The 24,040-nt window shown below is 72.7% G+C and carries 22 protein-coding genes; 7 read left to right on the top strand and 15 right to left on the bottom strand.

What is annotated here, in order from left to right:
• Window positions 1–22: 22 nt before the first annotated feature.
• The 3 genes from ACFTZC_RS24370 to ACFTZC_RS24360 are packed head-to-tail and all read right to left on the bottom strand — an operon-like array spanning window position 23 to window position 3,460.
• Window positions 23–769 (bottom strand): succinate dehydrogenase/fumarate reductase iron-sulfur subunit, encoded by a 747-nt coding sequence (locus ACFTZC_RS24370; protein ID WP_382893055.1) that lies wholly within the window; start codon window positions 767–769, stop codon window positions 23–25.
• Window positions 766–2,724 carry a fumarate reductase/succinate dehydrogenase flavoprotein subunit gene (locus ACFTZC_RS24365; RefSeq protein ID WP_382893053.1) on the bottom strand — a complete coding sequence of 653 codons (1,959 nt, stop codon included), beginning with the start codon at window positions 2,722–2,724 and terminating at the stop codon, window positions 766–768. Before ACFTZC_RS24365 ends, ACFTZC_RS24370 begins: the two co-directional genes overlap by 4 nt.
• 1 nt (window position 2,725) lies before the next feature.
• A complete protein-coding gene (locus ACFTZC_RS24360; RefSeq protein ID WP_382893051.1) occupies window positions 2,726–3,460 on the bottom strand; it encodes a succinate dehydrogenase in 735 nt (244 codons plus the stop codon).
• Between the two features lie 93 nt (window positions 3,461–3,553).
• Between ACFTZC_RS24360 and ACFTZC_RS24355 the strand changes: the two genes are divergently transcribed.
• Window positions 3,554–4,468 (top strand): LysR family transcriptional regulator, encoded by a 915-nt coding sequence (locus tag ACFTZC_RS24355; RefSeq protein ID WP_382893048.1) that lies wholly within the window; start codon window positions 3,554–3,556, stop codon window positions 4,466–4,468.
• Between the two features lie 97 nt (window positions 4,469–4,565).
• Here ACFTZC_RS24355 and ACFTZC_RS24350 read toward each other — a convergent pair whose 3' ends face one another.
• From ACFTZC_RS24350 to ACFTZC_RS24335, 4 genes are all read right to left on the bottom strand, one after another.
• Window positions 4,566–6,734 carry a putative bifunctional diguanylate cyclase/phosphodiesterase gene (locus tag ACFTZC_RS24350; protein WP_382893045.1) on the bottom strand — a complete coding sequence of 723 codons (2,169 nt, stop codon included), beginning with the start codon at window positions 6,732–6,734 and terminating at the stop codon, window positions 4,566–4,568.
• Window positions 6,731–7,543 (bottom strand): SAM-dependent methyltransferase, encoded by an 813-nt coding sequence (locus tag ACFTZC_RS24345; protein ID WP_382893043.1) that lies wholly within the window; start codon window positions 7,541–7,543, stop codon window positions 6,731–6,733. The genes ACFTZC_RS24350 and ACFTZC_RS24345 overlap by 4 nt, the downstream gene beginning before the upstream one ends.
• 206 nt (window positions 7,544–7,749) lie before the next feature.
• Window positions 7,750–8,739, bottom strand: coding sequence for an SCO0930 family lipoprotein (locus ACFTZC_RS24340; protein ID WP_382893041.1), 990 nt, complete (start codon window positions 8,737–8,739; stop codon window positions 7,750–7,752).
• A gap of 314 nt (window positions 8,740–9,053) precedes the next feature.
• Complete coding sequence (locus ACFTZC_RS24335) at window positions 9,054–9,380, bottom strand: hypothetical protein (RefSeq protein WP_382893039.1); 327 nt, start codon at window positions 9,378–9,380, stop codon at window positions 9,054–9,056.
• 237 nt (window positions 9,381–9,617) lie between these two features.
• Between ACFTZC_RS24335 and ACFTZC_RS24330 the strand changes: the two genes are divergently transcribed.
• Together ACFTZC_RS24330 and ACFTZC_RS24325 are read left to right on the top strand one after the other, a co-directional pair.
• Window positions 9,618–10,382, top strand: coding sequence for a hypothetical protein (locus ACFTZC_RS24330; protein WP_382893037.1), 765 nt, complete (start codon window positions 9,618–9,620; stop codon window positions 10,380–10,382).
• 174 nt (window positions 10,383–10,556) lie between these two features.
• Window positions 10,557–11,123, top strand: coding sequence for a hypothetical protein (locus ACFTZC_RS24325; protein ID WP_382893034.1), 567 nt, complete (start codon window positions 10,557–10,559; stop codon window positions 11,121–11,123).
• A 174-nt stretch (window positions 11,124–11,297) separates the two neighbouring features.
• On the opposite strand, the gene ACFTZC_RS24320 is transcribed toward ACFTZC_RS24325, so the two are convergent.
• Window positions 11,298–11,783 (bottom strand): hypothetical protein, encoded by a 486-nt coding sequence (locus ACFTZC_RS24320; protein ID WP_382893032.1) that lies wholly within the window; start codon window positions 11,781–11,783, stop codon window positions 11,298–11,300.
• A gap of 334 nt (window positions 11,784–12,117) precedes the next feature.
• Here ACFTZC_RS24320 and ACFTZC_RS24315 point away from each other — a divergent pair, with 334 nt between their 5' ends.
• Window positions 12,118–12,780 carry a class F sortase gene (locus ACFTZC_RS24315; RefSeq protein WP_382893031.1) on the top strand — a complete coding sequence of 221 codons (663 nt, stop codon included), beginning with the start codon at window positions 12,118–12,120 and terminating at the stop codon, window positions 12,778–12,780.
• A gap of 99 nt (window positions 12,781–12,879) precedes the next feature.
• Here the strand turns inward: ACFTZC_RS24315 and ACFTZC_RS24310 are convergent, their stop codons facing one another.
• Both ACFTZC_RS24310 and lysX read right to left on the bottom strand, forming a co-directional pair.
• Window positions 12,880–13,773, bottom strand: coding sequence for a polysaccharide deacetylase family protein (locus tag ACFTZC_RS24310; RefSeq protein WP_382893029.1), 894 nt, complete (start codon window positions 13,771–13,773; stop codon window positions 12,880–12,882).
• A gap of 93 nt (window positions 13,774–13,866) precedes the next feature.
• Window positions 13,867–17,232 (bottom strand): bifunctional lysylphosphatidylglycerol synthetase/lysine--tRNA ligase LysX, encoded by a 3,366-nt coding sequence (gene lysX, locus ACFTZC_RS24305; protein ID WP_382893026.1) that lies wholly within the window; start codon window positions 17,230–17,232, stop codon window positions 13,867–13,869.
• A 60-nt stretch (window positions 17,233–17,292) separates the two neighbouring features.
• Here lysX and ACFTZC_RS24300 point away from each other — a divergent pair, with 60 nt between their 5' ends.
• Entirely contained in the window at window positions 17,293–17,751 is a 459-nt protein-coding gene (locus ACFTZC_RS24300; protein WP_382893023.1) for a universal stress protein, read from the top strand.
• Between the two features lie 39 nt (window positions 17,752–17,790).
• Here ACFTZC_RS24300 and ACFTZC_RS24295 read toward each other — a convergent pair whose 3' ends face one another.
• Window positions 17,791–18,996, bottom strand: coding sequence for a CapA family protein (locus ACFTZC_RS24295; protein ID WP_382893021.1), 1,206 nt, complete (start codon window positions 18,994–18,996; stop codon window positions 17,791–17,793).
• A 321-nt stretch (window positions 18,997–19,317) separates the two neighbouring features.
• Here ACFTZC_RS24295 and ACFTZC_RS24290 point away from each other — a divergent pair, with 321 nt between their 5' ends.
• Window positions 19,318–19,890, top strand: a complete 573-nt coding sequence (locus tag ACFTZC_RS24290) for a sigma-70 family RNA polymerase sigma factor (RefSeq protein ID WP_382893019.1) — start codon at window positions 19,318–19,320, stop codon at window positions 19,888–19,890.
• Here the strand turns inward: ACFTZC_RS24290 and ACFTZC_RS24285 are convergent.
• Window positions 19,827–19,991, bottom strand: a complete 165-nt coding sequence (locus ACFTZC_RS24285; RefSeq protein ID WP_382893018.1) for a zf-HC2 domain-containing protein — start codon at window positions 19,989–19,991, stop codon at window positions 19,827–19,829. The two genes, ACFTZC_RS24290 and ACFTZC_RS24285, sit on opposite strands and share 64 nt — an antisense overlap.
• A gap of 173 nt (window positions 19,992–20,164) precedes the next feature.
• Between ACFTZC_RS24285 and ACFTZC_RS24280 the strand changes: the two genes are divergently transcribed.
• Window positions 20,165–20,779: a hypothetical protein gene (locus ACFTZC_RS24280; protein ID WP_382893016.1), complete on the top strand. Its 615-nt coding sequence runs from the start codon at window positions 20,165–20,167 to the stop codon at window positions 20,777–20,779.
• Between the two features lie 81 nt (window positions 20,780–20,860).
• Here ACFTZC_RS24280 and ACFTZC_RS24275 read toward each other — a convergent pair whose 3' ends face one another.
• From ACFTZC_RS24275 to ACFTZC_RS24265, 3 genes are read right to left on the bottom strand one after another with little or no spacing between them, the layout of a single operon-like run.
• The gene (locus tag ACFTZC_RS24275) at window positions 20,861–22,051 is read right to left on the bottom strand and encodes a sensor histidine kinase (protein ID WP_382893014.1); all 1,191 of its coding nucleotides are present in this window, start codon (window positions 22,049–22,051) and stop codon (window positions 20,861–20,863) included.
• Window positions 22,048–23,547, bottom strand: coding sequence for a cation acetate symporter (locus tag ACFTZC_RS24270; protein WP_382893012.1), 1,500 nt, complete (start codon window positions 23,545–23,547; stop codon window positions 22,048–22,050). The genes ACFTZC_RS24275 and ACFTZC_RS24270 overlap by 4 nt, the downstream gene beginning before the upstream one ends.
• Window positions 23,544–23,909 carry a hypothetical protein gene (locus ACFTZC_RS24265; RefSeq protein WP_365812524.1) on the bottom strand — a complete coding sequence of 122 codons (366 nt, stop codon included), beginning with the start codon at window positions 23,907–23,909 and terminating at the stop codon, window positions 23,544–23,546. Before ACFTZC_RS24265 ends, ACFTZC_RS24270 begins: the two co-directional genes overlap by 4 nt.
• Between the last annotated feature and the right edge of the window lie 131 nt (window positions 23,910–24,040).

Genomic DNA, 24,040 nt, shown 5'->3' with positions numbered 1-24,040 from the left:
CCGGGCCGGCCCGCGTCGTGGGTCAGCGGCCGGCTTTGCGGGTCGCCCGCAGCCACTCCCTGTTCATGGCCGCGATGGACGGCAGCGGGATCCCCTTCGGGCAGGCGGTGGCGCACTCCCCCGCGAGGGTGCAGCCGCCGAAGCCCTCGTCGTCCATCGTGGCGACCATGTCGAGGACGCGGGTCTCGCGTTCGGGCGCGCCCTGCGGCAGGACGTTGAGGTGGTTGACCTTGGCGGAGGTGAAGAGCATCGCGGAGCCGTTGGGGCAGGCCGCGACGCAGGCGCCGCACCCGATGCACTCGGCGTGTTCGAAGGCGGAGTCGGCGTCGGGTTTGGGCACCGGGGTGGCGTGGGCCTCGGGGGCGGCGCCGGTGGGGGCGGTGATGTAGCCGCCCGCCCCGATGATCCGGTCGAAGGCGGAGCGGTCCACGACCAGGTCCTTGACGACGGGGAAGGCGCCCGCCCGCCAGGGCTCGACGTCGATGGTGTCGCCGTCGGCGAAGTGGCGCATGTGGAGCTGGCAGGTGGTGGTGCGTTCGGGGCCGTGGGCGTCGCCGTTGATGACGACACCGCAGGCGCCGCAGATGCCCTCCCGGCAGTCGTGGTCGAAGGCCACCGGCTCGTCGCCCCGGAGGATCAGCTCCTCGTTGAGCGTGTCGAGCATCTCCAGGAAGGACATGTCCTCGGAGATGGAGTCGAGGTGGTAGGTGACCATCGCGCCGGGGGTGTCGGCGTCCGGCTGGCGCCAGACGCGCAGGGTGAGCCTCATGCGTAGCTCCGCTGGGTGGGGTGGACGTACTCGAAGACGAGGTCTTCCTTGTGCAGGACGGGCGCGCTGCCGGTGCCCGTGAACTCCCAGGCGGCGGCGTACGAGAACTCCTCGTCCCGGCGGGCCGCCTCGCCGCCCTCGGTCTGCGACTCCTCGCGGAAGTGTCCGCCGCAGGACTCGGCGCGGTGCAGGGCGTCGAGGCACATCAGCTCGGCGAGTTCCAGGTAGTCGACGACGCGGTTGGCCTTCTCCAGCGCCTGGTTGAGCTGTTCGCCGGTGCCGGGCACCTTGATCCGGCGCCAGAACTCCTCGCGGATCTGCGGGATCCGGTCGAGCGCCTTGCGCAGCCCGCTCTCGGTGCGGGCCATACCGCAGTGCTCCCACAGGAGTTCGCCGATCTCCTTGTGGAAGGAGTCGGGCGTACGGTCGCCGTCGACGGCGAGCAGCAGGCGCAGCCGGTCCTCGGTGTCGGCGACGGCCTCGGCGACCTCGGGGTGGGAGGCGTCGAGCGCCTCGTGGCGCGGGTGGCGGGCGAGGTAGTCGTTGATGGTGGACGGCAGGACGAAGTAGCCGTCCGCGAGCCCCTGCATCAGGGCGGAGGCGCCGAGCCGATTGGCGCCGTGGTCGGAGAAGTTGGCCTCGCCGATCGCGAAGAGGCCCGGCACGGTGGTCTGGAGGTCGTAGTCGACCCAGAGCCCGCCCATCGTGTAGTGGATCGCCGGGTAGATCCGCATCGGGACCTCGTACGGGTTCTCGGCGGTGATCCGCTCGTACATCTCGAAGAGGTTGCCGTACTTCTCCTCGACGGCCTTGCGGCCGAGCCGGGCGACGGCGTCGGCGAAGTCGAGGTAGACGCCCTGGCCGCCGGGGCCGACGCCGCGCCCCTCGTCGCAGACGTTCTTCGCGGCGCGCGAGGCGATGTCGCGGGGGACGAGATTGCCGAAGGACGGGTAGATCCGCTCCAGGTAGTAGTCGCGTTCGTCCTCGGGGATCTCGGCGGGCGGGCGGGTGTCGCCGCGCGCCACGGGCACCCAGATCCGGCCGTCGTTGCGCAGCGACTCGCTCATCAGGGTCAGTTTCGACTGGTGGTCGCCGGAGCGCGGGATGCAGGTGGGGTGGATCTGGGTGAAGCAGGGGTTGGCGAAGTGGGCGCCGCGGCGGTGGGCCCGCCACACCGCGGTGGCGTTGCTGTTCTTGGCGTTGGTGGACAGGTAGAAGACATTGCCGTAGCCGCCGGAGGCGAGGACCACCGCGTCGGCGAAGTACGGGGTGATCGCGCCGGTGATCAGATCGCGGGCGACGATGCCGCGGGCCCGTCCGTCGATGACGAGCAGGTCGAGCATCTCGGTGCGGGCGTGCATCTCGACGGCTCCGGCGGCGATCTGCCGGGAGAGCGCCTGGTAGGCGCCGAGCAGGAGTTGCTGGCCCGTCTGGCCCCGGGCGTAGAACGTACGGGAGACCTGGACGCCGCCGAAGGAGCGGGTGTCGAGGAGCCCGCCGTACTCCCGGGCGAACGGCACGCCCTGGGCGACACACTGGTCGATGATCTCGACGGAGACCTCGGCGAGCCGGTGGACGTTGGACTCGCGGGCGCGGAAGTCCCCGCCCTTGACGGTGTCGTAGAAGAGCCGCTGGACGGAGTCGCCGTCGTTGCGGTAGTTCTTCGCGGCGTTGATGCCGCCCTGGGCGGCGATGGAGTGGGCGCGGCGCGGGGAGTCCTGGTAGCAGAACTGGACGACGTGGTAGCCCTGTTCGGCGAGGGTGGCGCCCGCGGCGCCGCCCGCGAGGCCGGTGCCGACGACGATCACGGTGTGTTTGCGGCGGTTGGCGGGGTTGACGAGTTTCGCCTCGAAGCGGCGCCGGTTCCACCGTTCGGCGACGGGGCCGTCCGGCGCCTTGGTGTCGGTGAGCGGTTCACCGGTGGTGTATTCGGCGTAGCGGGTGGGTTCGTTCATGTCAGCTCACCACTCCGGTCATGACGGCGACGGGTACGGCGACGAAGCCGGCGGTCAGCACCAGCGCGAGGGTGTTGGCGGCGGTCTTCAGGGCGCGGTCGCGGGTGGCGCTGCCCACGCCGAGGGTCTGCGCGGCGCTCCAGAAGCCGTGCCGGACATGGAGTCCGAGCGCGAGCACGGCGAGGATGTAGACCGTGTTGCCGTACCAGGTGGAGAAGGTGTCCAGGACGTTCTGGTACGGGTGGCCCGGCTGGAAGCCGCCGGGGTGCACGGTGCCGGTCGTCAGGTCGAGGATGTGCCAGACGATGAACAGGGCGAGGATGATCCCGCCCCAGCGCATGGTGCGGGTCGCGTAGCTCGCGCGCGGCCGCCGGTGGACGTAGCGGTTCGGGCGCGCCGCGATGTCGCGGCGGCTGAGCTGGTAGGCGCACACCCCGTGCAGCACGACGGCGAAGACGAGGACGATCCGTACGAGCCACAGGGCCCATTCGTAGTGCAGCAGCGGCTCACCCATGGTGCGCAGCCAGTGGGCGTATCCGTTGAACTCGGACGCCCCGAAGAAGATCTTGAGGTTGCCGAGCATGTGCGCGACGAGATAGCCGAGCATGATCAGGCCGCTCACGGCCATGACCGTCTTCTTGCCCACCGTCGATCGCCAGAGAGTATGGGTCATGGACGGCCGTTTGCCCGTCCGGTCCGCCCTCTCCGTCCTGTCCGTCCGCGTTGCCAGAGCCATGTTCATGACGCTAGGCGGCCGTGACCGAGAGGTCCAAGACATGGTCCGGCTGAACTCCATAGGCCATGCCTATCGTGGACGTATCCTGGGGAGATGCAGTTCCAGCAGCTCGTCTACTTCGTGGCCGTCGCCGAGACCCGCCACTTCACCCGCGCCGCCGAGCGCGTGCATGTCTCGCAGCCCTCGCTGTCGCAGCAGATCAGGGCGCTGGAGAAGGAGCTGGGCGCCGAGCTGCTGAGCCGCGCCCGGGGCAATGTCGCCCTCACCGACGCGGGCGAGGCGCTGCTGCCGCTGGCCCGGCGGATCCTCGCCGACGCCGAGACCGCGCGGGTCGAGGTCCAGGAGCTGGCGCAGCTGCGGCGCGGCCGGGTCAGGCTGGGCGCGCCGCCAAGTCTGTGCACGGGGCTGCTCCCCGAGGTGCTGCGCGCCTTCCACGACCTTCATCCGGGCATCGAGCTGCTGATCGAGGAGAGCGGTTCGCACGATCTGGTACGGGAGCTGGCGCGCGGGGCGCTCGACCTGGCGCTGGTGGTGATGCCGCTCCCGGCCGCGTCCCCCGCGCTGACCACGGTCGAGCTGCTCCAGGAGGACCTGGTGGTGGTCTCCTCGCCGGGCCTCCCGGCCCCCGGCCGCCCGGTGCGGATCGCCGATCTGGAGGGCCGGCCGCTGGTGATGTTCCGGCACGGCTACGACCTGCGGGAGCTGACCGTGGCCGCCTGCCGGGCCGCCGGGTTCGAGCCGTCGTTCACCGTGGAGGGTGGTGAGATGGACGCTGTGCTCGGTTTCGTACGGGCCGGGCTCGGCCTGGCGGTGGTGCCGAGCATGGTGGCGGCGCGGGCGCGCGACCTGCGGGTCACGGCCCTGGCCAGGCCGGGGCTGCGCCGTACGATCGCGCTCGCCCACCGCAGCGATGTCGCCCCGCCGCGCGCCGCCCGCGAACTCCAGAAGGTGCTGCTGGCCACCCAGGGCGCGACCGTCGCGACGGCGGGGCGGGCGACGCGGCCCTGAGGCCGACGGCGCCCGCCGGACCCCGCCGGACCGCCCGCCCGGCCGCCAAACCGCGCCCGGCCGTCCGACCGCCCGCCCCGGTGGCGGACCGCTCCGGTCAGACGGCGTCCGCCAGCGACAGCGTGTGCAGCTGCTCGGGCGGCCCCGGCCTGGCGTAGTACCAGCCCTGTGCCGTGTCGCAGCCCAGCCGGCGCAACTGCTCCGCCTGTGCCCCGGTCTCCACGCCCTCCACCGTCACGGCCAGCTCCAGGCTGTGCGCCAGGGAGACGATCCCCTCGACGATCTTCAGATCGACCGGGTCGGCGGGATGCTGCTGCATTCCCTGGGTGAAGGAACGATCCAGCTTGAGCACGCTCACCGGCAGCCTGCGCAGGTTCGCCAGGTTCGAGTAGCCCGTGCCGAAGTCGTCGAGCGCGATGTCCACGCCCATCTCGGCGAGCTGGCGCAGCGGCTTGAGCAGATCCTCGTCGGCGCCGATCAGCGCCGACTCCGTGACCTCCAGGCAGAGCGAGCCCGGCGGGAGCCCGATCCGTTCCAGCACCTCGACCGTGTCGGCGACGAGTCCGGGGTGGTGGAGCTGGGCCGGGGAGAGGTTCACATTGATCCGCAGCGGTCCGCCGAGCGCGCCCTCCGGCAGCTCCTGCTGCCAGAACCGGGCCTGCCGTACGGACTGTTCCAGCACCCAGCGGCCGAGGGGCACGATCAGCCCGGTGTGCTCGGCGAGCGGGATGAACCGGTCGGGGCCGAGCACGCCGTGCTGCGGGTGGGACCAGCGCACCAGCGCCTCCGCGCCGTGCACGGTGCCGTCGTCGAGATCGACCAGCGGCTGGTACTCGATGAAGAACTCGCCGCGCTCCAGGGCCGTCGGCAGCGCCGTGGTCAGCCCGTGCCGGGTGATGGCGCGGGCGTCGGCCTCCGGATCGGCCACCTCGTAGCGGTTGCCGCCCGCCGCCTTGGCCCGGTACATCGTGATGTCCGCGCTGCGCAGCACCTCGGCGGGGCTCCGCCCGGCCGACGGCCCCTCCACGATGCCGATGGAGCCGCGCACGGTGAACTCCCGGCCTTCCAGCCGGATCGGCGTGGCCAGCACATTGAGGATCCGGGAGGCGAGGTCGGTCACCTTGCCCTCGGTGCCGGGCCCGGTGGTCAGCGCCACGAACTCGTCGCCGCCGATCCTGGCCACCATCTCGCCCTGCGCGGTGGCGCACGACTGGAGCCGGTCCGCGACCTCGACCAGCAGCCGGTCGCCCGAGGAGTGGCCGAGGCTGTCGTTGATCGCCTTGAAGCCGTCGAGATCGAGGTAGCAGAGGCCGAAGCGCGCGTCGTCGCCCGCGGCGAGCGTCTTCTCCAGCCGCTCGAAGAACAGCGTCCGGTTGGGCAGTCCGGTCAGCGCGTCGTGGGTGGCCTCGTACCGCAGCCGCAGATTGAGCAGCCGCCGCTCGGTGGTGTCCTCCATCAGCGCCAGCTGGTACTGCGGGGCGCCTTCGGCGTCCCGGAGCAGCGAGAGCGTCAGATTGGTCCAGAGCACGGTGCCGTCATTGCGGTAGAACGCCTTCTCGACCCGGAAGTGTTCGCGTTCCCCGCGCACCAGTTCGCTGTACATCCGCCACACATGGGGCGAGTCCTCGGGGTGGACCCATTCGCTGATGTTCCGGCTGCGGACATGGTGTTCGAGCCCGCCGAACATCTGGGTGAGGGTGTCGTTGACCTCCAGTACGTTGCCGTCGAGGTCACCGATGCCGATGCCGATGGCCGCGCCCTCGAACACCGCGTGGAAGCGGGTCTGCGTGGCGTGGAGCGCGTCCTCCGCGTCGCTGCGCGCCGCGAGCGCGGAGCGCGCGATGGCCTCCTGCTCGGCGAGGGTGCGCTCGCGCAGCGCCTGGGCGTACGCGGCGGCCAGCGTGTGCTGGAGGCGGGCGCACCGGGCGCGGCTGTCCTCCGCGGGGAGTGCGTCCGTACCGCAGTAGAGGATCAGGTACGAGTCGATGACGCCGAGCGTGCGGTTCAGGGCCTCGGGGTCGGTGCAGTGCGCGGCGACCAGGCCGGCGCCGACGGTTCCGCCGGGCGTGGTGTCGAAGGAGCGCGCGTGCAGGGCGTCGCGCAGCAGGCGGGCCAGCGGCAGCAGGCACTCCTCGAACTCGGCGCGGGTGAGCGGTGTGGCCGTCGCCGGGAAGATCGCGCGGCTCCAGATCGTCGCGAACCGTCTGAGCCGGTCCTCCAGGCCGTCCGGGTCCGCCGGGCCCGCGGCCTCTTCCGGCACGCTCACGCCGTACGTCCCACTCCGGCGAAGCCCGAATAGGCGTACGGATCCTCCTGGTCGGCGGGGTCGGCGGGGCGCCAGTCAGGCATGGAGACCACGCCGGGCTCGACCAGTTCGAAGCCGTCGAAGAACCGGGCTATCTGCTCGCGGGAGCGCATCACCAGCGGATTGCGGATGTCCGAGTAGACGGCGACGGAGGCCTCCGTGTCCTCCTGGGGGACCGGGACGCCGTCGTACGAGGCGTGGGTGATGGTGAGGAGGCTGCCGGGGGCGAGCGCGTCCCGCAGCTCGGCCACCGCCCGGTAGGGCTGGTCCTTGTCCTCGACGAAGTGGAGGACGAAGTTGAGCAGCACCGCCACGGGCCGCTCCAGGTCGAGCAGTGCCGCCGCCTCCTGGCTGCGCAGGATCTTGCCGGGCTCGCGGAGGTCGGCGTTGACGACGTCGGCGTTGGGGTTGCCTTCGAGAACGGCCCTGCTGTGGGCCACGGCGACCGGGTCGTGATCGACATAGAGCACGGTGGCGTCCGGGTCGAGCGCGGCGGCGACCTCGTGCACATGACCGGCGGCCGGAATACCCGATCCGATGTCGAGGAACTGGCTGATGCCCTGCGCCGAGGCGAATTCCACCGTGCGGCGCATGAACGCGCGGTTCGCTTTCATGATCTTGGGAAGTCCCGGCATGAACTCCATCGCCCGGCGAGCGGCCTCCCGGTCCACCTCGAAATTGTGCGAACCGCCCAGATAGTAGTCATACATACGGGAAACGCTCGGCACCGAAAGGTCGATGCCCTGCGGGGCCCAGGCGGGACGCTCCATCGATGTCTCCAACAAGTCGCCACGGAGTGCGGCCTGACAGCGGCCGGTTGTTCGAGCCGAGGCTACTGATCGACCGCCAAGAGAGCGAGCCCAAACGGAAATTAGCGATCCGTTCTTGGTCACATACAGTCGGCATGTGCATGTGGTCCGCCGCCACACCGAGGAGTGTGGCGGCGGACCATGGGGCCGGAGGCGCGGCGTGGGGACTACTCGGACGCTCCGACCAGCTCATTGTCGGGAGATACGGCGAACCAGGTGCCGCCGACGCCCTGACCATTGGTGTCACCGGGCTTCTTGTCATTGGCGAAGGTATAGATGGGCGAGCAGTTGAGGGTCTGCTGCTTGATTCCGTCGGGCCGGTCGAAGGTGACGAAACCCTTCGTGGTGACACCGTCGACGTCGTTCTTGGCGACGGGGGCGACCACCGGCCACTTGTCGAGGCAGGCGCCGGTGCAGGCGGTCTTCATGGGCCACGCGGTGTCCTTCGTGAACCGGTAGACCGTCATGCCGTTCTTGTCCACCACGATGTCGCCGAGCTTCGGGTCCTTGCGGACCGAGAGGCCGGCGAGGTCCCCCGAGGGCTCCTCGGCGGAACCGGAGCCGCCCTCGGCCGCCGCCGGGGAGGCCTTCTTGCCGTCGGGGGCGGACGCGAACCAGGTGCCACCCACGTTCTGGCCGTTGGCGTCGCCGGGGCTGGTGTCCTTGACGTACCGGTACATCGGCCAGCCGTCGACGGTGAGCTGCTTGGTCCCGTCGGTCCTGGTGATCTCGCCGAGCAGGGAGGCGTCGGTCCCGGCGGCGGCCTTGGCGTCGCCCGCGGCCACGACGGGCCAGGTCTTGGCGCAGTCGCCCTCGCAGTTGGACTTCGGCGGCTCCGGCGTGTCCTTGTCGAAGCGGTAGAGCGTGAAGCCCTCACTGTCGGTGAGGACCTTGCCCAGCTTCTTGCTGTCCCACACGGCGAGCTGGCCCGCGGGCTTGGCGGCTGCCGCCGTACCGGCACCGGCACCGGCAGCCCCCGGCGCACCGGCGCCGGGTGCCGCCTCGTATCCGCTCCCGCTGCCCGCGGCGCCGGCCGGGTTCGCGGCGCCGACGGACTGTCCGTTGGTGTTGGTTCCCTGTTCCTGACCGCACGCCGTCGTCAGGGCCAGTACGGCCGCCGCGGTGGCCGCGAGCGAGGCGTTCCGCCAGGTGTTCATGTCAACTCCCGTTATCCATGGGCTGGTTGAGGCGCTCAGATGCGCTGCTCATGGTCCTAAGTACGGAGCGGAGGCACCCTCTTGTTCAACGCGGCCGGAAAAAACTTTCGAGACGTGTTCTTGGCGCCGCCAAATACCCCCTATCCGGGGGAATCCGACCAACTTCCGGCGTGCCGGGGCCCGATGGGGAACAAGCTCCTGCCCGTGCATGGATCGCTCGTCGGACGGCTGCTCGCGGCCGCCGCTCTCATCTCGCTGTCGGCCGCCGCCCCGGCGCCCGCCGCGGCGGACAGTTGCGCCTACGCCTCGGCCGGTCAGGGCGGCACGGGGTGGGCGGTGGCCGTCGCGGGCGGCGGCGACTGCCGGCCGAAGCCGCCACCGCCCCCGCCACCCGAGCCACCGCCGAAACCACCGCCGCCGCCCACTCCCCCGCCGCCTCCTCCCCCGCCACCACCGCCACCGCCGCCGCCCTCCCCGCCTCCCCGGCCGACGCCGCCGCCACCTCCCGTGGTGGTCACGCCGAAGCCGCCGCCCGTCGTCCGGCCGACGCCACGGCCGCCCCGGCCGGCACCGGCACCGCCGCCCGCCGCGGCGCCCCGCCCCCGGCCGGTGGCCGTCGCACCGGCGCCGGCGGTGGTCACACCGGAACCACCCCCGCCCCCGCCCGCCCCGTCGCCGAGTCCCAAGCCGACCCCGACGGCCGCACCGTCACCGACCGCCGTGGCCCTGCCCGCCTACCACCCGGCGACTCGTCCCCAGCCACCCGGCGGCAGTTCGCCCGTCGTCCGGATGCTCCTGATCACGGCTCCCGCCGTGCTCGCCGCGGCCGTGCTGCGACCCCGCTCCCGCCCCCGTTCCCGCTGATCCACGGAGGTCCCATGTCGGACTGGCTCGTCCTGGGCATCGCGATGGCCGCCGCCTGCGCGGTCGTCCTCACCATCGTCATCTTCAACAACCGGGACGTCGACGAGGACGACGACCCCAGCGAGACCCCCGGCGTCATGGACTACATGACGATGATGATCGGCGTGGTCTACGCCATCGTCCTCGGGCTCGCGATCGCCGGGGTCTGGGAGGCCAGGGGCGCCGCCCAGGAGTCCGTGCGCCAGGAGGCCCAGGCACTCCACGAGATCCGGCAGCGCGTACAGGTCTACCCCACGGCGGTACGCGAGCAGATCCGCGGCGACGTCGACGCGTACGTCTCGTACGTCGTGCGCACCGAGTGGCCGCACATGTCCGAGCACGAGACGCTCAGCACGAAGGGCACCCAGCTCTTCGACCGACTGCGCACCGACGTCACCCGGTACGCGCCCCGGACCGACCTGGAGGGGCAGGCCTACCAGCCGCTGGTCGACCAGGTGGCCGCCGCCGACGACGCCCGGGGCGCCCGCGGGCAGAACGCGGGGGACACGATGCCGGGGGTGGTCTGGTTCGGCCTCATCATCGGCGCCGTGGTCACCGTCGGAATGATCTTCGTCCTGGGGATCCGCCGCTCGTTCCGCGAACTGCTGCTTGCGGGGGTCTTCAGCGTGCTGATCGCCTTCCTCCTCTTCCTCATCTGGGACTTCGACGCCCCGTACGGACGCGGCATCGGGGCGACCACGGCCCCCTTCCTCGATCTCTTCCCGGGCACCGGCGGCTGACCGGCGGCGGGCGGGGCACGGCCGTCGTCCGCCCGGGGGACGGCCGTGCCCCGTTCGCCCGTCAGCGATCGCGGCCGTGATAGGCCACGCCTAGCGTTTCCGGCATCGAGGCGCATGTACGGCTTCTGTGGAAATAGGTTCCACTGCTGCTCCTCGGGGACCCGGAGGCTCATCATGCGCGCGATACGTGCCACTACCACCGCTCTGCTGGGAGTGGCCGCACTCGCCGCGACGGCGCCCACCGCGGCGGCGGCCGTGCACGGCGGGGCCACGCCGTTCGGCTTCACGGTCACCCCCTCCACCGTCGCCCCCGGCGGCAGGGTGACCCTCGGCGTGACCAACTGCGCGTCCTCCGCCACCGTGTCCTCCGCCGTCTTCGACACCGTGACCGTCCCCTCGGGCCGTACGGCCGCCGCCACCGTGGACTGGGACGCGAAGCGGGGCGCGGTGTACCAGGTCTCCTTCACCTGCAACGGCACGACCGGCCGTACCAACCTCACCATCGCGAGGGCGGCGAGCACCCCGACCGGCGCACCGACCCGGGCGCCGACCCGCGCACCGACCCGGGCACCGACGGTGGCCGCCACCAGCGTCGCGCCCGCCGGGGTACGCGGCGGTCTGGGCGGCAGCGTCGGCGGGGTCGGCTCGGGTGAACTCGCCACGGGCACGGCGCTCGTGGTGGCCGCCGCGGCCGGGAGCGCCTGGACCGTACGCCGCCGGACGGAGGGCCGCGCCCACTGACGGTGTTCCCCGCCGTCGTCCCTTCGAGCGCCGTCCGCCCCTCGAATCGCGCACCGTCCGCCCCGTGAACGCCCGTCGCCCCGAGCCGCTCTCCGGCTCGGGGCGACGGGCGTTCGGGCTCTTCCCGGCCCGACGGGGCGGCCCTGGCCGTGGCGGACCGCCGGGAGGGCCCGGTCAGACGCCCGCGGCGAGCGCCCGGCGACGGCGGGCGAGGAACACCGACCCACCGACGGCGCCCACGGCGACCAGCCCACCCCCCAGCGCCATCTCCGTGGAACTGGGACCGACGGAACCCCCGAGCCCGCCGAGCGCCCCGCGCCCCTCCACCACCCGGAACTGATGCGTGACGGTGCGCGGGTCGTCACTGCACCGGACGGCCAGGTTGTAGTGGCCGGGCGTGGTGAAGTCATGGATCCTGGCGCGGGCCGAGGAGTGCCCCGAGGAATTGACGGACAGTTCGACCCGGGAAAAGGCGTTGGACGTGACCGTGCCTCCATGGCCGCAGCCCTCCACACGGATGTGGAGCGTGCCGCCCCGGTGCACCTCGAACGGGTCGACGGAGACTTCGCGGGGGCCATTGGTGGCGCCGGCCAGCGGGGCGGAGAGCGCCACGGCCGCGCAGGCGGTCGCGGTCACCGCGAGAGCGCGTGAAGCACGCATCGTTGAACCTCCAGCGGAAGACGCCCCAAAGCGGCGCTCCGGGAAATTCGACGAGAACGCCTTCCATGACGAACCCTCACCGGGCAACCGGAAACGCGCATTTCGACCGCGCGTGCACAGGTACCGCGACACGCCGTCGGAAGGGCCGCTCCGCAGGGCCGAGCCGCAGGTCACGGACCGTCAGAAATTTTGTCGGCCGCATTACTCGGTTGGGGCGGTGCGCTGACCCGCCCGGGGTATTCCCGGCGCGGGCCTCACCCGTTCGCCCGCTCCTGATCGCCGGTCGGCCGCTCCGCCCTTACCGTGCCTCCAGGTCGCCCACGAAGGGAGAATTATGGGCCAGGACCATCACGCCCCGGAGTCGAGGAAGCGCTCGCCGTGGGGCGTACTGGCTCTCGTCATGCTCACGGGGATCGCCCTGATGCGCAACGGGGTGGACGCACCGCTGGGGCCGCCGCAGCCGGCGTCCGCGGCGGCGCCGGTCAGCAGGCCCGACCCGGCCGCGCTCGCCATTTCCGCCGTGCCGGACGTCAAGCCCCTGCCGTACGCCCCGATGTCCCGGATCCGCATCGAGGCGATCAAGGTGGACGCCCCGGTGATGGACGTGGGTCTCGACCCGGACGGCTGGATCGCCGCCCCGCCGCCGCAGGACCCCAATCTGGCCGGCTGGTACCAGAACGGGGTGTCACCGGGGCAGCGCGGCACCGCCGTGGTGGTCGGCCATGTCGACAACCAGGCGGGTCCCACCGTCTTCTACGGGCTGGGGGCCCTGGCGAAGGGCCGGCATGTGGAGGTCGACCGGTACGACGGCACGACCGCGGTGTTCGAGGTGTACGGGGTCGAGGTCTTCGCCAAGAACGACTTCCCGGGTTCGCGGGTCTACGGCGACACCGGCCACCCCGAGCTGCGGGTGATCACCTGCGGCGGCGGCTACTCCAGGGCCGGGGGGTACGACGGCAACGTCGTCGTCTTCGCCCGGATGGTCGGCACGCGCTGACGGTACGGGGCCGGCCCCACCCCGGGACCGGCCCCGTACCCCTCCTCCCGTCCACCACTCCCCTCCGCTCCTCTCCGCTCGCCTCCCCCTCCTCCCGGCTCAGCGGTGCGGCACCGCGATGCGGTAGCCCCCGTCCAGCAGCCTGGGCAGATAGCGGCGCAGCGCCGCCACGCTCTGCGAGCGGTCGCCGCCCGCGTCGTGCGAGAGGATGACGACACCCGGGCCCGCGCCGTCCAGCACCCTGCGCACGATCGTGCCGGTGCCCGGCGTGGTCCAGTCGAGGGTGTCGACGGTCCAGGCCAGCGGTTCCATGCCCATTTCCGCGCCGAGTTCGAAGGAGTGCCGGTTCCAGGCACCGTACGGCGCGCGGTACCAGAGCGGCGTGGCCCCGACGGTCTCCTCCACCACCTCGCTGGTGCGCTCCAGTTCCCCGCGGATCCCGGAGCGGGTGAGCTTGGTCATCTGCGGATGCGACCAGGAGTGGTTGCCGATGACATGGCCGTCGTCGGCGATCTCCCGCAGCAGATCGCGGTGGACGTCGGCCATCTCGCCGCAGACGAAGAACATCGCGCGGACATCGTGGTCGCGCAGGGTGCGCAGGATGCCCGGGGTGTACGCGGGGTCGGGCCCGTCGTCGAAGGTGAGCACCATGGTGCGGCCCAGATCGGGCAGTTCCAGGAAGGGCCTGTGGCGCACGGGGGGCAGGGGTCTGCCGACCCCGGTCCGCCCGCCCTCGGTCAGGGGCTGGAGCCGGTACGTGGAGGGCCGCAGACCGACGGCGGCCGGCGCCCCCGCGGCACCTGGCCCTACGGCGCCCGGCCCCGCGGCGCCCGGTGCCGGCAGGTCCGGGCCGGCCGGAGGCGGCGGCCCGGCGGGGCGGCCTGGTGTGCCGGCCTCTCCGGTGCTGAGCAGCCGGGCGGTGACCGCGACACCGAGACAGGCGGCGAGCCGGAGCATCCCACGGCGCCCCAGAATCATCTGATCCTTTTTCATGACCAATGGTTCATACGGCGGATCGGCCACGCCGTTCACCAACACCGGTTATCCCGGGGAAAGCACCCGATGGGATGAGGGGCGGAGCGGAACTCACCCCCCGCGCACCAGCGGGAACGGCAGTGTCTCACGGATGGTCAGCCCGGTGAGAAACATGACGATCCGGTCCACCCCCAGCCCCAGACCGCCGGTGGGCGGCATCGCGTACTCCAGCGCCGCCAGGAAGTCCTCGTCGAGCTCCATCGCCTCGGGGTCGCCGCCCGCGGCGCGCAGGGACTGCTCGGTGAGCCGCCGCCGCTGCTCCTCCGGGTCGGTCAGCTCGGAGTAGGCGGTGCCCAGTTCGGTGCCGTACGCGACGAGGTCCCACCGCTCGGCGAGCCGCGGGTCGGCCCGGTGGCCCCGGGCGAGCGGCGAGACGTCGGCCGGGAAGTCCTTGTAGAAGACGGGCTCCCCGGTCCTCTCCTCCACCAGCCGCTCGTACATCTCCAGCACGACCTCGCCCCGCGTGTCGTCCGGGGTGTGCGGCACGCCCGACCGGTCGCACAGCCTCCGCAGCGCCGCCTCGCCGGTACCGGCGCCGATCTCCTCGCCGAGCGCTTCGGACAGGGCCCCGTACACCGTTCTGACCGGCCAGCGCCCCGACAGGTCCACCTCGGCGGTCCGGCCGTCGGGTCCCTTCCTGCGGGCGACCGGCGCGCCGAAGGCGGCGGTCGCCGCGCCCTGGATCAGCTCACGGGCCAGATCGAGCATCACCTCGTAGTCGGCGTACGCCTGGTACGCCTCCACCATGGTGAACTCGGGATTGTGCTTGGCGGAGACGCCCTCGTTGCGGAAGGTGCGGCCCAGTTCGAAGACCTTCTCCAGGCCGCCGACGCAGAGCCGTTTGAGATAGAGCTCGGGCGCGATCCGCAGGGTGAGGTCGAGGTCGTAGGCGTTGCTGTGGGTGGTGAACGGCCGGGCGTTGGCGCCGCCGTGCACCCGCTGGAGCACCGGCGTCTCGACCTCCAGATAGCCGCGGTCCAGCAGCCCCTGTCGCAGCGCCCGGACGACGGTGGAGCGGACGCGGACGACCGTACGGGCGCCGGGCGTGACCATCAGGTCGAGCGCGCGCAGGCGGACCCGGGCCTCGGGGTCGGTGAGGCCGTGCCGTTTGTCGGGCAGCGGGCGCAGGCAGAGGCCGGTGAGCCGCCACTCGGTGACGAAGACGGAGAGCTCGCCGAGGTCGCTGGCGCCGATCTCCCCGGTGGCGGTGAGCTGGTCCCCCAGGTCGATGTCGGCGGTGAAGCGGCGCAGGGACGCCGCGCCGGCCGTGTCGCGGGCCAGGACGAGCTGGAGGTCGCCGGACCAGTCGCGCAGGACGGCGAAGACGACACCGCCGAAGTCGCGCAGCGCCATCACCCGGCCGGCGACGGTGGCCCGTTCGCCGGTACGGGAGCCGGCGGGCGGCGCGGGGTGCGCGGCCCTGATCCCCGCCAGGGTGGCGGTGGGGGGCGCCACGCCGACGGGGTAGGGATCCGTGCCCGCCGCGCGCAGCCGTTCCGCCTTGCGGTGGCGGATCCGTATCTGCTCGGGCGCCCGGCGCTCCCGCGCGGCGGTCACGGTGCCCGGCTCCGGCAGCCGCAGCGCCTCGATGGCGGGCAGCCCAGCGGTGGTGGCCGGTCCCGCGACGCGGGTACGGGCGCGCCACCGGCCCCGGGTGGCCCGCAGGCCGGGGACGGTGACGAAACCCTCGGCGATACCGGAGGCGAGGGCGATCCGGGCGAGGGAACCGGCGTCGCCGTAGCAGAGGAAGCGGGGGAACCACCGTGGCCGGTACTTGACGTTGGAGCGGTACAGGGCTTCGAGCTGCCACCAGCGGGAGAAGAAGAGCAGCAGCCTGCGCCAGAACCGCAGCACGGGGCCCGCGCCGATCCGGGCGCCCTCCTCGAAGGCGGCGCGGAAGACGGCGAAGTTGAGGGAGATCCGGCGGACGCCGAGCGAGCGGGCCTGGTCGCACAGCTCGGCGACCATGAACTCCATGACGCCGTTCGGGGCGTCGCGGTCGCGTCGCATCAGGTCGAGGGAGACGCCGTCGGGGCCCCAGGGGACGAGGGAGAGCAGGGCGATCAGGGTGCCCTCGGCGTCCCGTGCCTCGACGAGCAGGCACTCCCCGTCCCCGGGGTCGCCGAGCCGGTCGAGCGCCATGGAGAAGCCGCGTTCGGTGTCGGTGTCGCGCCAGGCGTCGGCGCGGTCGATGATCTGGTCCAACTCCGGCCGCGTGAGCGCCGAGTGCCGGCGGATCCGGACGGTGGCGCCGGTCCTGCGGACCCGGCCGACGGCCTGCCGGACGACCCGCATCTCGGGCCCGGCCAGGTCGAACCGGTCGGGCAGGAGGATCGCCTCGTCGCCGAGCTGGATGGCGCCGAGCCCGGCGCGGGCGTAGGCGGTGGCGCCGTCCTCGGAGGCGCCCATGACCGCCGGGGCCCAGGCGTAGCGCCGGGCGAGGTCGAGCCAGGCCTCGATGGCGGGGGCCCAGGCCGCGCGGTCGCCCACCGGGTCGCCGCTGGCGAGGGCGACACCGGTCTCGACGCGGTAGGTGACGGCGGCCCGGCCGTTCGGCGAGAAGACGACGGCCTTGTCGCGGCGGGTGGCGAAGTAGCCCAGCGAGTCCTGGGCTCCGTACGCCCCGAGCAGGGCGCGGATCCGGGGTTCCTCGTCCCCGTGCAGGGCGGACTCGATGCGCTGCGAGCGGAAGAGGGTCGCGGCCGCGGTGAGCAGGGCGACCGCGCCGAACAGGCCGAGGACGAAGGAGACCGGGTGGGGCGGACGGCCGTCGAAGACGCCCTCGGAGACCAGTCCGCCGAGCACCCGGTTGGCGGCCCACAGCAGGTGCTGGCTGCCCGCGAGGGTGCCGGGGAAGGCCGTGACCAGTCCCCAGCCGGCCAGTACCCCGGCAGCCAGCCCGAGGACCAGGACGAGCAGTGCCCTGAGGACGGAGCCGTGGCGGGTCTCCGCGTAGAAGTGGCGGCGCGCCAGGAGCAGCACGGAGATCGCGACGGCGCAGAGCAGGAGGTTGGGCAGCCACTCCCATTCGGCGGCGGTCACCAGCAGCAGGTCGCCGAGGACGAGCAGTCCCAGATAGACGATCACCAGCCACCAGGCGACCTTCTTCCTGGCGCCGACGGCCGCGGCCAGGAGCAGCAGGAAGACCGCGTAGGCGAGGTTGTCGCTGAGCGGGACGACCACGGTGTCGAGGAAGCGGGTGACGGGGGCGAGCAGCCGGCGCAGCGGGAGGATGAGCGCGATGGCCGCGCAGTACACGCCGAGCCCGACGAAGAGGGCCGCGAGGGCGGCGGGCACGCGGCTCAGGAGACGGCCGGGGGCGGCTGCGGTCCGCCGCGCCCGCTCCGTCCCGCGGCGCGGCCCGCGGTCCGGCCCCCGCTCCGGTGGCCGCTCCTGTCTCCGCCTGCCGACCCTCATGATCAGACTCTAGGCAGACCGGCGTCGGGGTGCCCGTCGGGAGCGGATACCCTGCGTGCCGTGACTCAGCAGCCAACCAAATTCGAACGCGGCACCGACGGTCCGAAGGTGATCGTCGTCGGTGTGGACGGTTCCCAGTCCTCGTTCCGCGCCGCCGCGTACGCCGGTGGTCTCGCCCGGCGGCAGAACGCGCTGCTGGCGATCGTCTACGTACAGCCCGTGCTGACGGCGGGCGCCGCCCTCGGCGCCCCGGTCACCGGGACGACCGGGGAGATCGCCGAGGAGCTGGTGGCGGAGATCCGCGCGTCGGTGGAGCGGGTCAAGGACAGCTGGGACGTCCGCTGGGAGTTCCACACCTTCCACGGGGACCCGTACAACGGCCTGGTCACCGCGGCCGACGAGCTGACGGCGGACGCGGTGGTGGTCGGCGCGTCGGAGTCGGCGGGGCACCGGTTCGTCGGTTCGGTGGCGGTACGGCTGGTCAAGGCGGGACGCTGGCCGGTGACGGTCGTTCCGTAGCGGGGCGCCGGCCCGTGACGGTCGTCCCGTAGCGGGGCGTCAGTCGTCGCCCTCGGTGAGCCCGTCGGCGGCGGCGCCGCGGCTCAGCACCGCCTCGGTGATGGACGACCTGGCCTCCCGGTAGTCGTCGCGGTCGGGGTCGTCGCGCAGGGCGCGTGGCAGGCTGACGACGCGCCCGGAGGTGAGATCCATGAGCTGCGGGACGAACTCGGCCTTCTCGACCCGCCAGCGCTGCCCCGGCGCGGCGGGCGGCGCGAAGGTGAATCTGCCGATCGAGCCCTGGTTGCCGCGTCCGTCCTGGTCGCCGTCGTCGTTGGCCATCGTGCCGGCGATCTGGTCGCCCATCCCGTAGATGATCCAGGTCCCGTTGACCTTCTCGTACGCCTGCGGGACATGCGCGTGGGTGCCGAGGATCAGGTCGATGTCGGGGCGGCCGCCGGTGCGGGAGGCGGTGAGCTTCCGGCCGAGATCGAGCTGGTCGTCGTCGGGCTCGGTCTGCCATTCGGTGCCCCAGTGCAGACTGACCACGACGATGTCGGCGCCCGCCGCGCGGGCGGCGCGCGCGTCGGCGACGATCCGGCGCTGCTCGATGAGGTTGACGGCCCAGGGCTGCCCTTCGGGGAACGGCTGGTCGTTGGTGCCGAAGGTGTACGCGAGCTGGGCGACCCGGGCGCCGCCGCTCGCGGTCAGCAGGGCCGGGCGGCGGGCCTCGGCGGCGGAGCGCGCCGAGCCCGTGTGCTTCAGCCCGGCCTTGTCGAAGGCGTCGAGGGTGCGGCGTACGCCGTCGGCGCCGTCGTCCAGGGTGTGGTTCGAGGCGGTGGAGCAGGAGTCGTAGCCGGTCGCGCGCAGGCCCGCGGCGATCTGGGGCGGGGAGACGAAGGCCGGGTAACCGGAGAACGGTCCGTCCTCCTCGCCGTACACGGTCTCCATGTGGCAGATCGCCAGACCGGCCCCGGAGACGACCGGTCTCACCCCGGCGAGCATGGGCCGGAAGTCGTATCCGTCGCCGTCGTCCGAGGCCTCGTTGCCCCAGGCGATCACGGAGTCGTGCGGCAGGACGTCGCCCGAGGCGACGAGGGTGAAGCCGCGCTGCGGGCCGGAGCCGGCCGCGCCCGAGGGGGACGTGGCGCCGTGCCCCGGCGGCCCGTGGGGGACGGCCGGCCGGCCGGGGGCGCTGCAGGCCGCCATGGTGCCGAGGAGCAGCGCGGCGGCGGCCACGGCTCCCTGTCGCATGCGCTGGGTCATCGGGGAGGCTCCGGTTTCGGTGTCACGGTCCATGTCGCGGTCGCTGGAGCGATACGGACAGAAGAGGGGATAAGAGGGAATTTCATCCCGATAAATCCATATATTCATATAAGCGCATGTCAATGAACCAAGCCGACAGCACACCCGAAAGGGCCCGAACGCCACCGGGCGACCGTTCACCGCACCACTCGCCGCAGTGAGCGACCGCTCGTCGCAGATCTCGGTACGCGCCCTGTCCCTCGGCGCCGCCATGCGTTCGGATACGGCAGGCGGCAGCGAATCACCGCAGGACAGCGACCCCGACGGGAAGGGCGGTCAACGATGACCACCGCCACGGAGACGACCGACGAACGGGCGCTGGCGGAGCTTCAGCGCGACCACGGCCCCGCCCTGCTCAACTTCCTGCTGGGACTGACCTACGGCGACCGGCAGCGCGCCGAGGATCTGCTCCAGGAGACGCTGGTACGGGCCTGGCTCCACCCCGAGGCGTTCGAAGGGCCCTTCGAGTCGATGCGGCCGTGGCTCTTCACCGTCGCCCGCAGGCTCGCGATCGACGCGCGCAGATCACGCCTCGCGCGCCCCCCGGAGGTCAGCGACGGGATCCTCGCCGCCACCGCCGACCCCGAGGACCGCACCGAGAGCACGGTCGCGGCGCTGGACGTACGCCAGGCGGTGCGGACGCTGAGCCGCGAGCACCGCGCGGTGCTCGCCCAGATCTACTTCCGCGGACTGAGCGTGAACGAGGCGGCGCGGGCGCTCGGCATCCCGCCCGGCACGGTCAAGTCCCGCTCGTACTACGCCCTGCGGGCGCTCTCCCGCGAGCTGCCCGGCTACCGCAGGTCCTCCTCGTCCAGCAGCGCGAGCAGCGACGGTACGTCGGCCACCTCCAGGTAGGCGGCGCCACACGCGTCACACCGCGCGAGGTGGCCCGCGACCCGGCGGTCCTCCGCCGGGCCGAGCGCCTCCAGCACATAGGCGCCCAGAAGCGACCGCACATGCGGACCGGAATCGTCCGCTCCATCGCCGGGCGCGTCACTCTCGGCCTCACCCGTCACAATCCGCTCCCGTCCGCCGCCGGATCCTGCCCTTCTGGCCACGCGGGGCGGTCTCCGCCGGTTCAATGCTCCCTTAAGCACGCTTCGGGGGAAGAAAGGAAGGCGGAAAAGCAATGCGTCCGGAATGTACCGAAGGGGCAGGCAGCGGTGGCCTTCTGGTGCCCATGGCTTGGATGTACGCCGAGTACATCGCCGACGAACTGCTGCGCACCGGTGATCTGATGCCGCCCACGACGCTGGAGTACCGGGCGGGCCGGGACGCGCTCGCCCTGACCATCTTTCTCTCGGACAGTTCGGTGGGCGGCCCGCGGGTCGTGGCCAGGATGGAGGAATGGCGCTCACTGACGGCGTACGGGACCTCCTGGCGGGAGTGGGTGTGCGGGCGCCTGGACCTGCTGGAGGCGGCCGACTTCGAGTCGCCCTCCGAGGTCCGGGACCCGGATCTGGCGCTGGCCGGTGAGGCCTGGCGCTGGCTGGAGGAGACGGAACTGCTGGCGCCGGACCTCGACGCGGTGGGCCCGCCGCGCGGCACCGGGACGGCGTGGCGCGGGGGCGGGGCCGCGGCGGAACCGGCGGCCGGCTGCGGGGAGTTCGCCGACGGACTCCCCGGCGGGTTCGCCGACGGGGCCGCCCACGGGTGCGCGGGAGAGGAGGAGGGTCCGCAGGTGTGGACGCCGGCCTGGCAGCTCGGGCTGCCGCTCGGCCATCTCGCGATCCATCTCTTCTGACCCGGCCGTCTCCTCTGCTCCTGCCGTCTCCTCCGATCCGGCGGGCCGGTGCCGAGCGCGCCCGGCGGGACCGGCGCCCGGTCAGGTGCCGTGCACTCCGGCGCGGTACTTGGGCACCCGTACCGTGATCTTCGTGCCCGCGCCGACGCCGGTCTCGATGACCAGGCCGTACTCGTCGCCGTAGACCTGGCGCAGCCGTTCGTCCACGTTGAGCAGCCCGATACCGGTGGAGGCGTCGCCCTCGCCGCGCAGGATCCGGCGCAGCCGGTCCGGCTCCATTCCGACGCCGTCGTCCTCGATCACCACCTCCGCCTCGGCGCCCGCGTCGAGCGCGCTGATGGTGATACGGCTCGTGGTGACGGCCCCTTCGAGACCGTGCTTGACGGCGTTCTCGACCAGGGGCTGGAGACAGAGGAACGGCAGTGCCACCGGCAGCACTTCGGGGGCGATCTGCAGTGTGACCGAGAGCCGTTCACCGAACCGGGCCCGGACCAGCGCCAGATACTGGTCGATCGAGTGGAGCTCGTCGGCGAGGGTGGTGAACTCACCGCGCCTGCGGAACGAGTAGCGGGTGAAGTCCGCGAACTCCAGCAGGAGTTCACGGGCCCGCTCCGGGTCGGTGCGGACGAACGAGGCGATGGCGGCCAGCGAGTTGAAGATGAAGTGCGGGGAGATCTGCGCCCGCAGCGCCTTGATCTCCGCCTCGATCAGCCGGGTGCGGGAGCGGTCCAGCTCGGCGAGTTCGAGCTGCACGGAGACCCAGCGGGCCACCTCCCCGGCCGCCCGCGCGAGCACCGCGGACTCGCGCGGCGCGTAGGCGATCAGGGTGCCGAGCACGCGGTTGTCCACGGTCAGCGGGGCGGCCACGCCCCAGCGCAGCGGGCAGTCGAGATCGTCGCAGCCGTCCGTGAAGGCCGTGCCGCGCCCGCTGGCGAGCAGCCCCTCGACCCGCTCCATCGCCCGCCCCGCGTGGTGCCCGCCGAGCCCGTCCCAGGCGAGGACGCCCTCCCGGTCGGTGAGACAGAGCGCGTCGGTGCCGAGCAGGGAGCGCAGCCGGTGGGCGGCCTTGCCCGCGCTCTCCTCGGTGAGTCCGGCCCGGAGCGGGGGCGCGGCGAGCGAGGCGGTGTGCAGGGTCTCGAAGGTGGCGTGCTCGACGGGGGTGCCGACGTCGCTGGTCCGTTCGGGGCGCGCGGTACGGCGCCCGAGGACGAAGCCGCCCGCGAGGAGCAGCGGGCCGAGCACGATCAGTACGGCGAGGGCGGCTCCGCTCATCGGACGCCCCCCGCGCTGTCCCGGCCGCCCGCCATCAGGGTCTCCGGGAGGTGGAAGCGGGTCATGGCGGCGTTGGTGCCGGGCGGTATCCGGCTCCGGGTGGCCAGCGAGACCAGGATCATCGCGAGGAAGCCGACCGGTACGGACCACACGGCGGGCCAGGCCAGCAGCGCGTGCGGCCAGCCGGACCGTACCGTACCGCTCACCGTGATCACCGTAGCCGCGAACGAGAGACCGCCGCCCAGCAGCAGCCCGGCGATCGCGCCGGGCGGGGTGAGCCGCCGCCACCAGATCCCGAGCACGAGCAGCGGGCAGAACGACGACGCGGAGACCGCGAAGGCCATCCCGACGGAGTCCGCCACGGGGATCCCGCTGACCAGCAGCGAGCCGCCGAGGGGGACGGCCATGGCGAGCGGGGTCGCCAGCCGGAAGTCCCGTACCCCGCGCGAGGGGAGGACGTCCTGGGTGAGCACCCCCGCGACGGCCGTCGTCAGTCCGGAGGCGGTCGACAGGAACGCGGCGAACGCCCCGCCCGCGACCAGCGCGCCCAGCAGATCGCCGCCGAGCCCGCCGATCGCGCGCTCCGGCAGCAGCAGAACGGCGGCGTCGGCGTCCGCGCCGCCCGGCAGTCCCGGCACGTACAGCCGGCCCAGCGCGCCGTACACGGGCGGCAGCAGGTAGAACGCGCCGATCAGCGCGAGAACCACCACCGTGGTGCGGCGGGCGGCCCGCCCGTTGGGGCTGGTGTAGAAGCGGACGACGACATGGGGCAGCCCCATCGTGCCGAGGAAGGTGGCCACGATCAGCCCGTAGGTGGCGTAGAGCGGGTGGTCGGCGCGGCCGGCGAGGTCGCCCGTCAGATCGAGGTCCACGGGCGGGCGGCCGTCGCCCTGCCAGGCCAGCAGCAGGAAGATCGCGGGGACGAGGAGCGCGGTGAGCTTGAGCCAGTACTGGAACGCCTGCACGAAGGTGATGCTGCGCATCCCGCCCGCCGCGACGGCCACCACCACGACGAGGGAGACGAGCACCCCGCCGAACCAGCCGGGCGCACCGGTGAGGATCTTCAACGTCAGCCCGGCGCCCTGGAGTTGGGGCACGAGGTAGAGCCAGCCCGCGCCGACCACGAAGACGCTCACCAGCCGCCGCACCGCCCGTGACTCCAGCCGCCCCTCCGCGAAGTCCGGCAGCGTGTACGCGCCCGAGCGGCGCAGCGGGGCGGCGACGAAGACGAGCAGCACGAGGTAGCCGGCGGTGTAGCCGACCGGGTACCAGAGCATGTCGGGGCCGTGCAGCAGCACCAGCCCCGCGACCCCGAGGAAGGAGGCGGCGGAGAGGTACTCGCCGCTGATCGCGGCGGCGTTGAGGGCGGGACCGACCGAGCGGGAGGCGACGTAGAAGTCGGAGGTGGTACGGGAGATCCGCAGCCCGAAGCCGCCGACGAGGACGGTGGCGAGGACGACGACGGCGATCGCCACGGCGGGATGGCTCTGGCTCACGGGGCGGGCCGGCCCTTCACCAGCCGGGCGAAGTCGCGTTCGTTGCGCTCGGCGCGCCGCACGTACCACCAGGCGAGCAGGGTGAGCAGCGGATACGCGGCGAAGCCCAGCACGACCCAGACGGCGGTGGCGTCGCGCAGCGTGGCGAAGGCGAGGGGCAGGGTGCCCGCCACGAGGGCCAGTACCGCGAACGCGGTGAGCCCGGCCCGTAGTTGACTGCGCATCAGGGAGCGGACGTACGCGTCGCCGAGCGCGGTCTGCTCGGCTATCTCCGCCTGGGCGCGGTAGCGCGGCAGGGGCCGTACGCGCCGGGGCTCCCCGGTGACGGTCTCGCGGCGCGGCGCCGCGGGCTCCCCTGCCATGGTGTCTCCTCCCCCGCCGTGCCTTCGTACGCTCCGTGCCGGACGGCCGTACGTTCCGTGCCGCCGTACGCTCCGTGCCGGGCCCCCGGTCCCGCGGCGGCTCGCGCCCGGAGTGTACGCAGCCCGACGAT

This window comes from Streptomyces sp. NPDC056987, assembly GCF_042673865.1.
Lineage (GTDB): Bacteria > Actinomycetota > Actinomycetes > Streptomycetales > Streptomycetaceae > Streptomyces.
The sequence above is the reverse complement of the archived record's forward strand: the minus strand, read 5'-3'. Positions and strand labels throughout refer to the sequence as shown.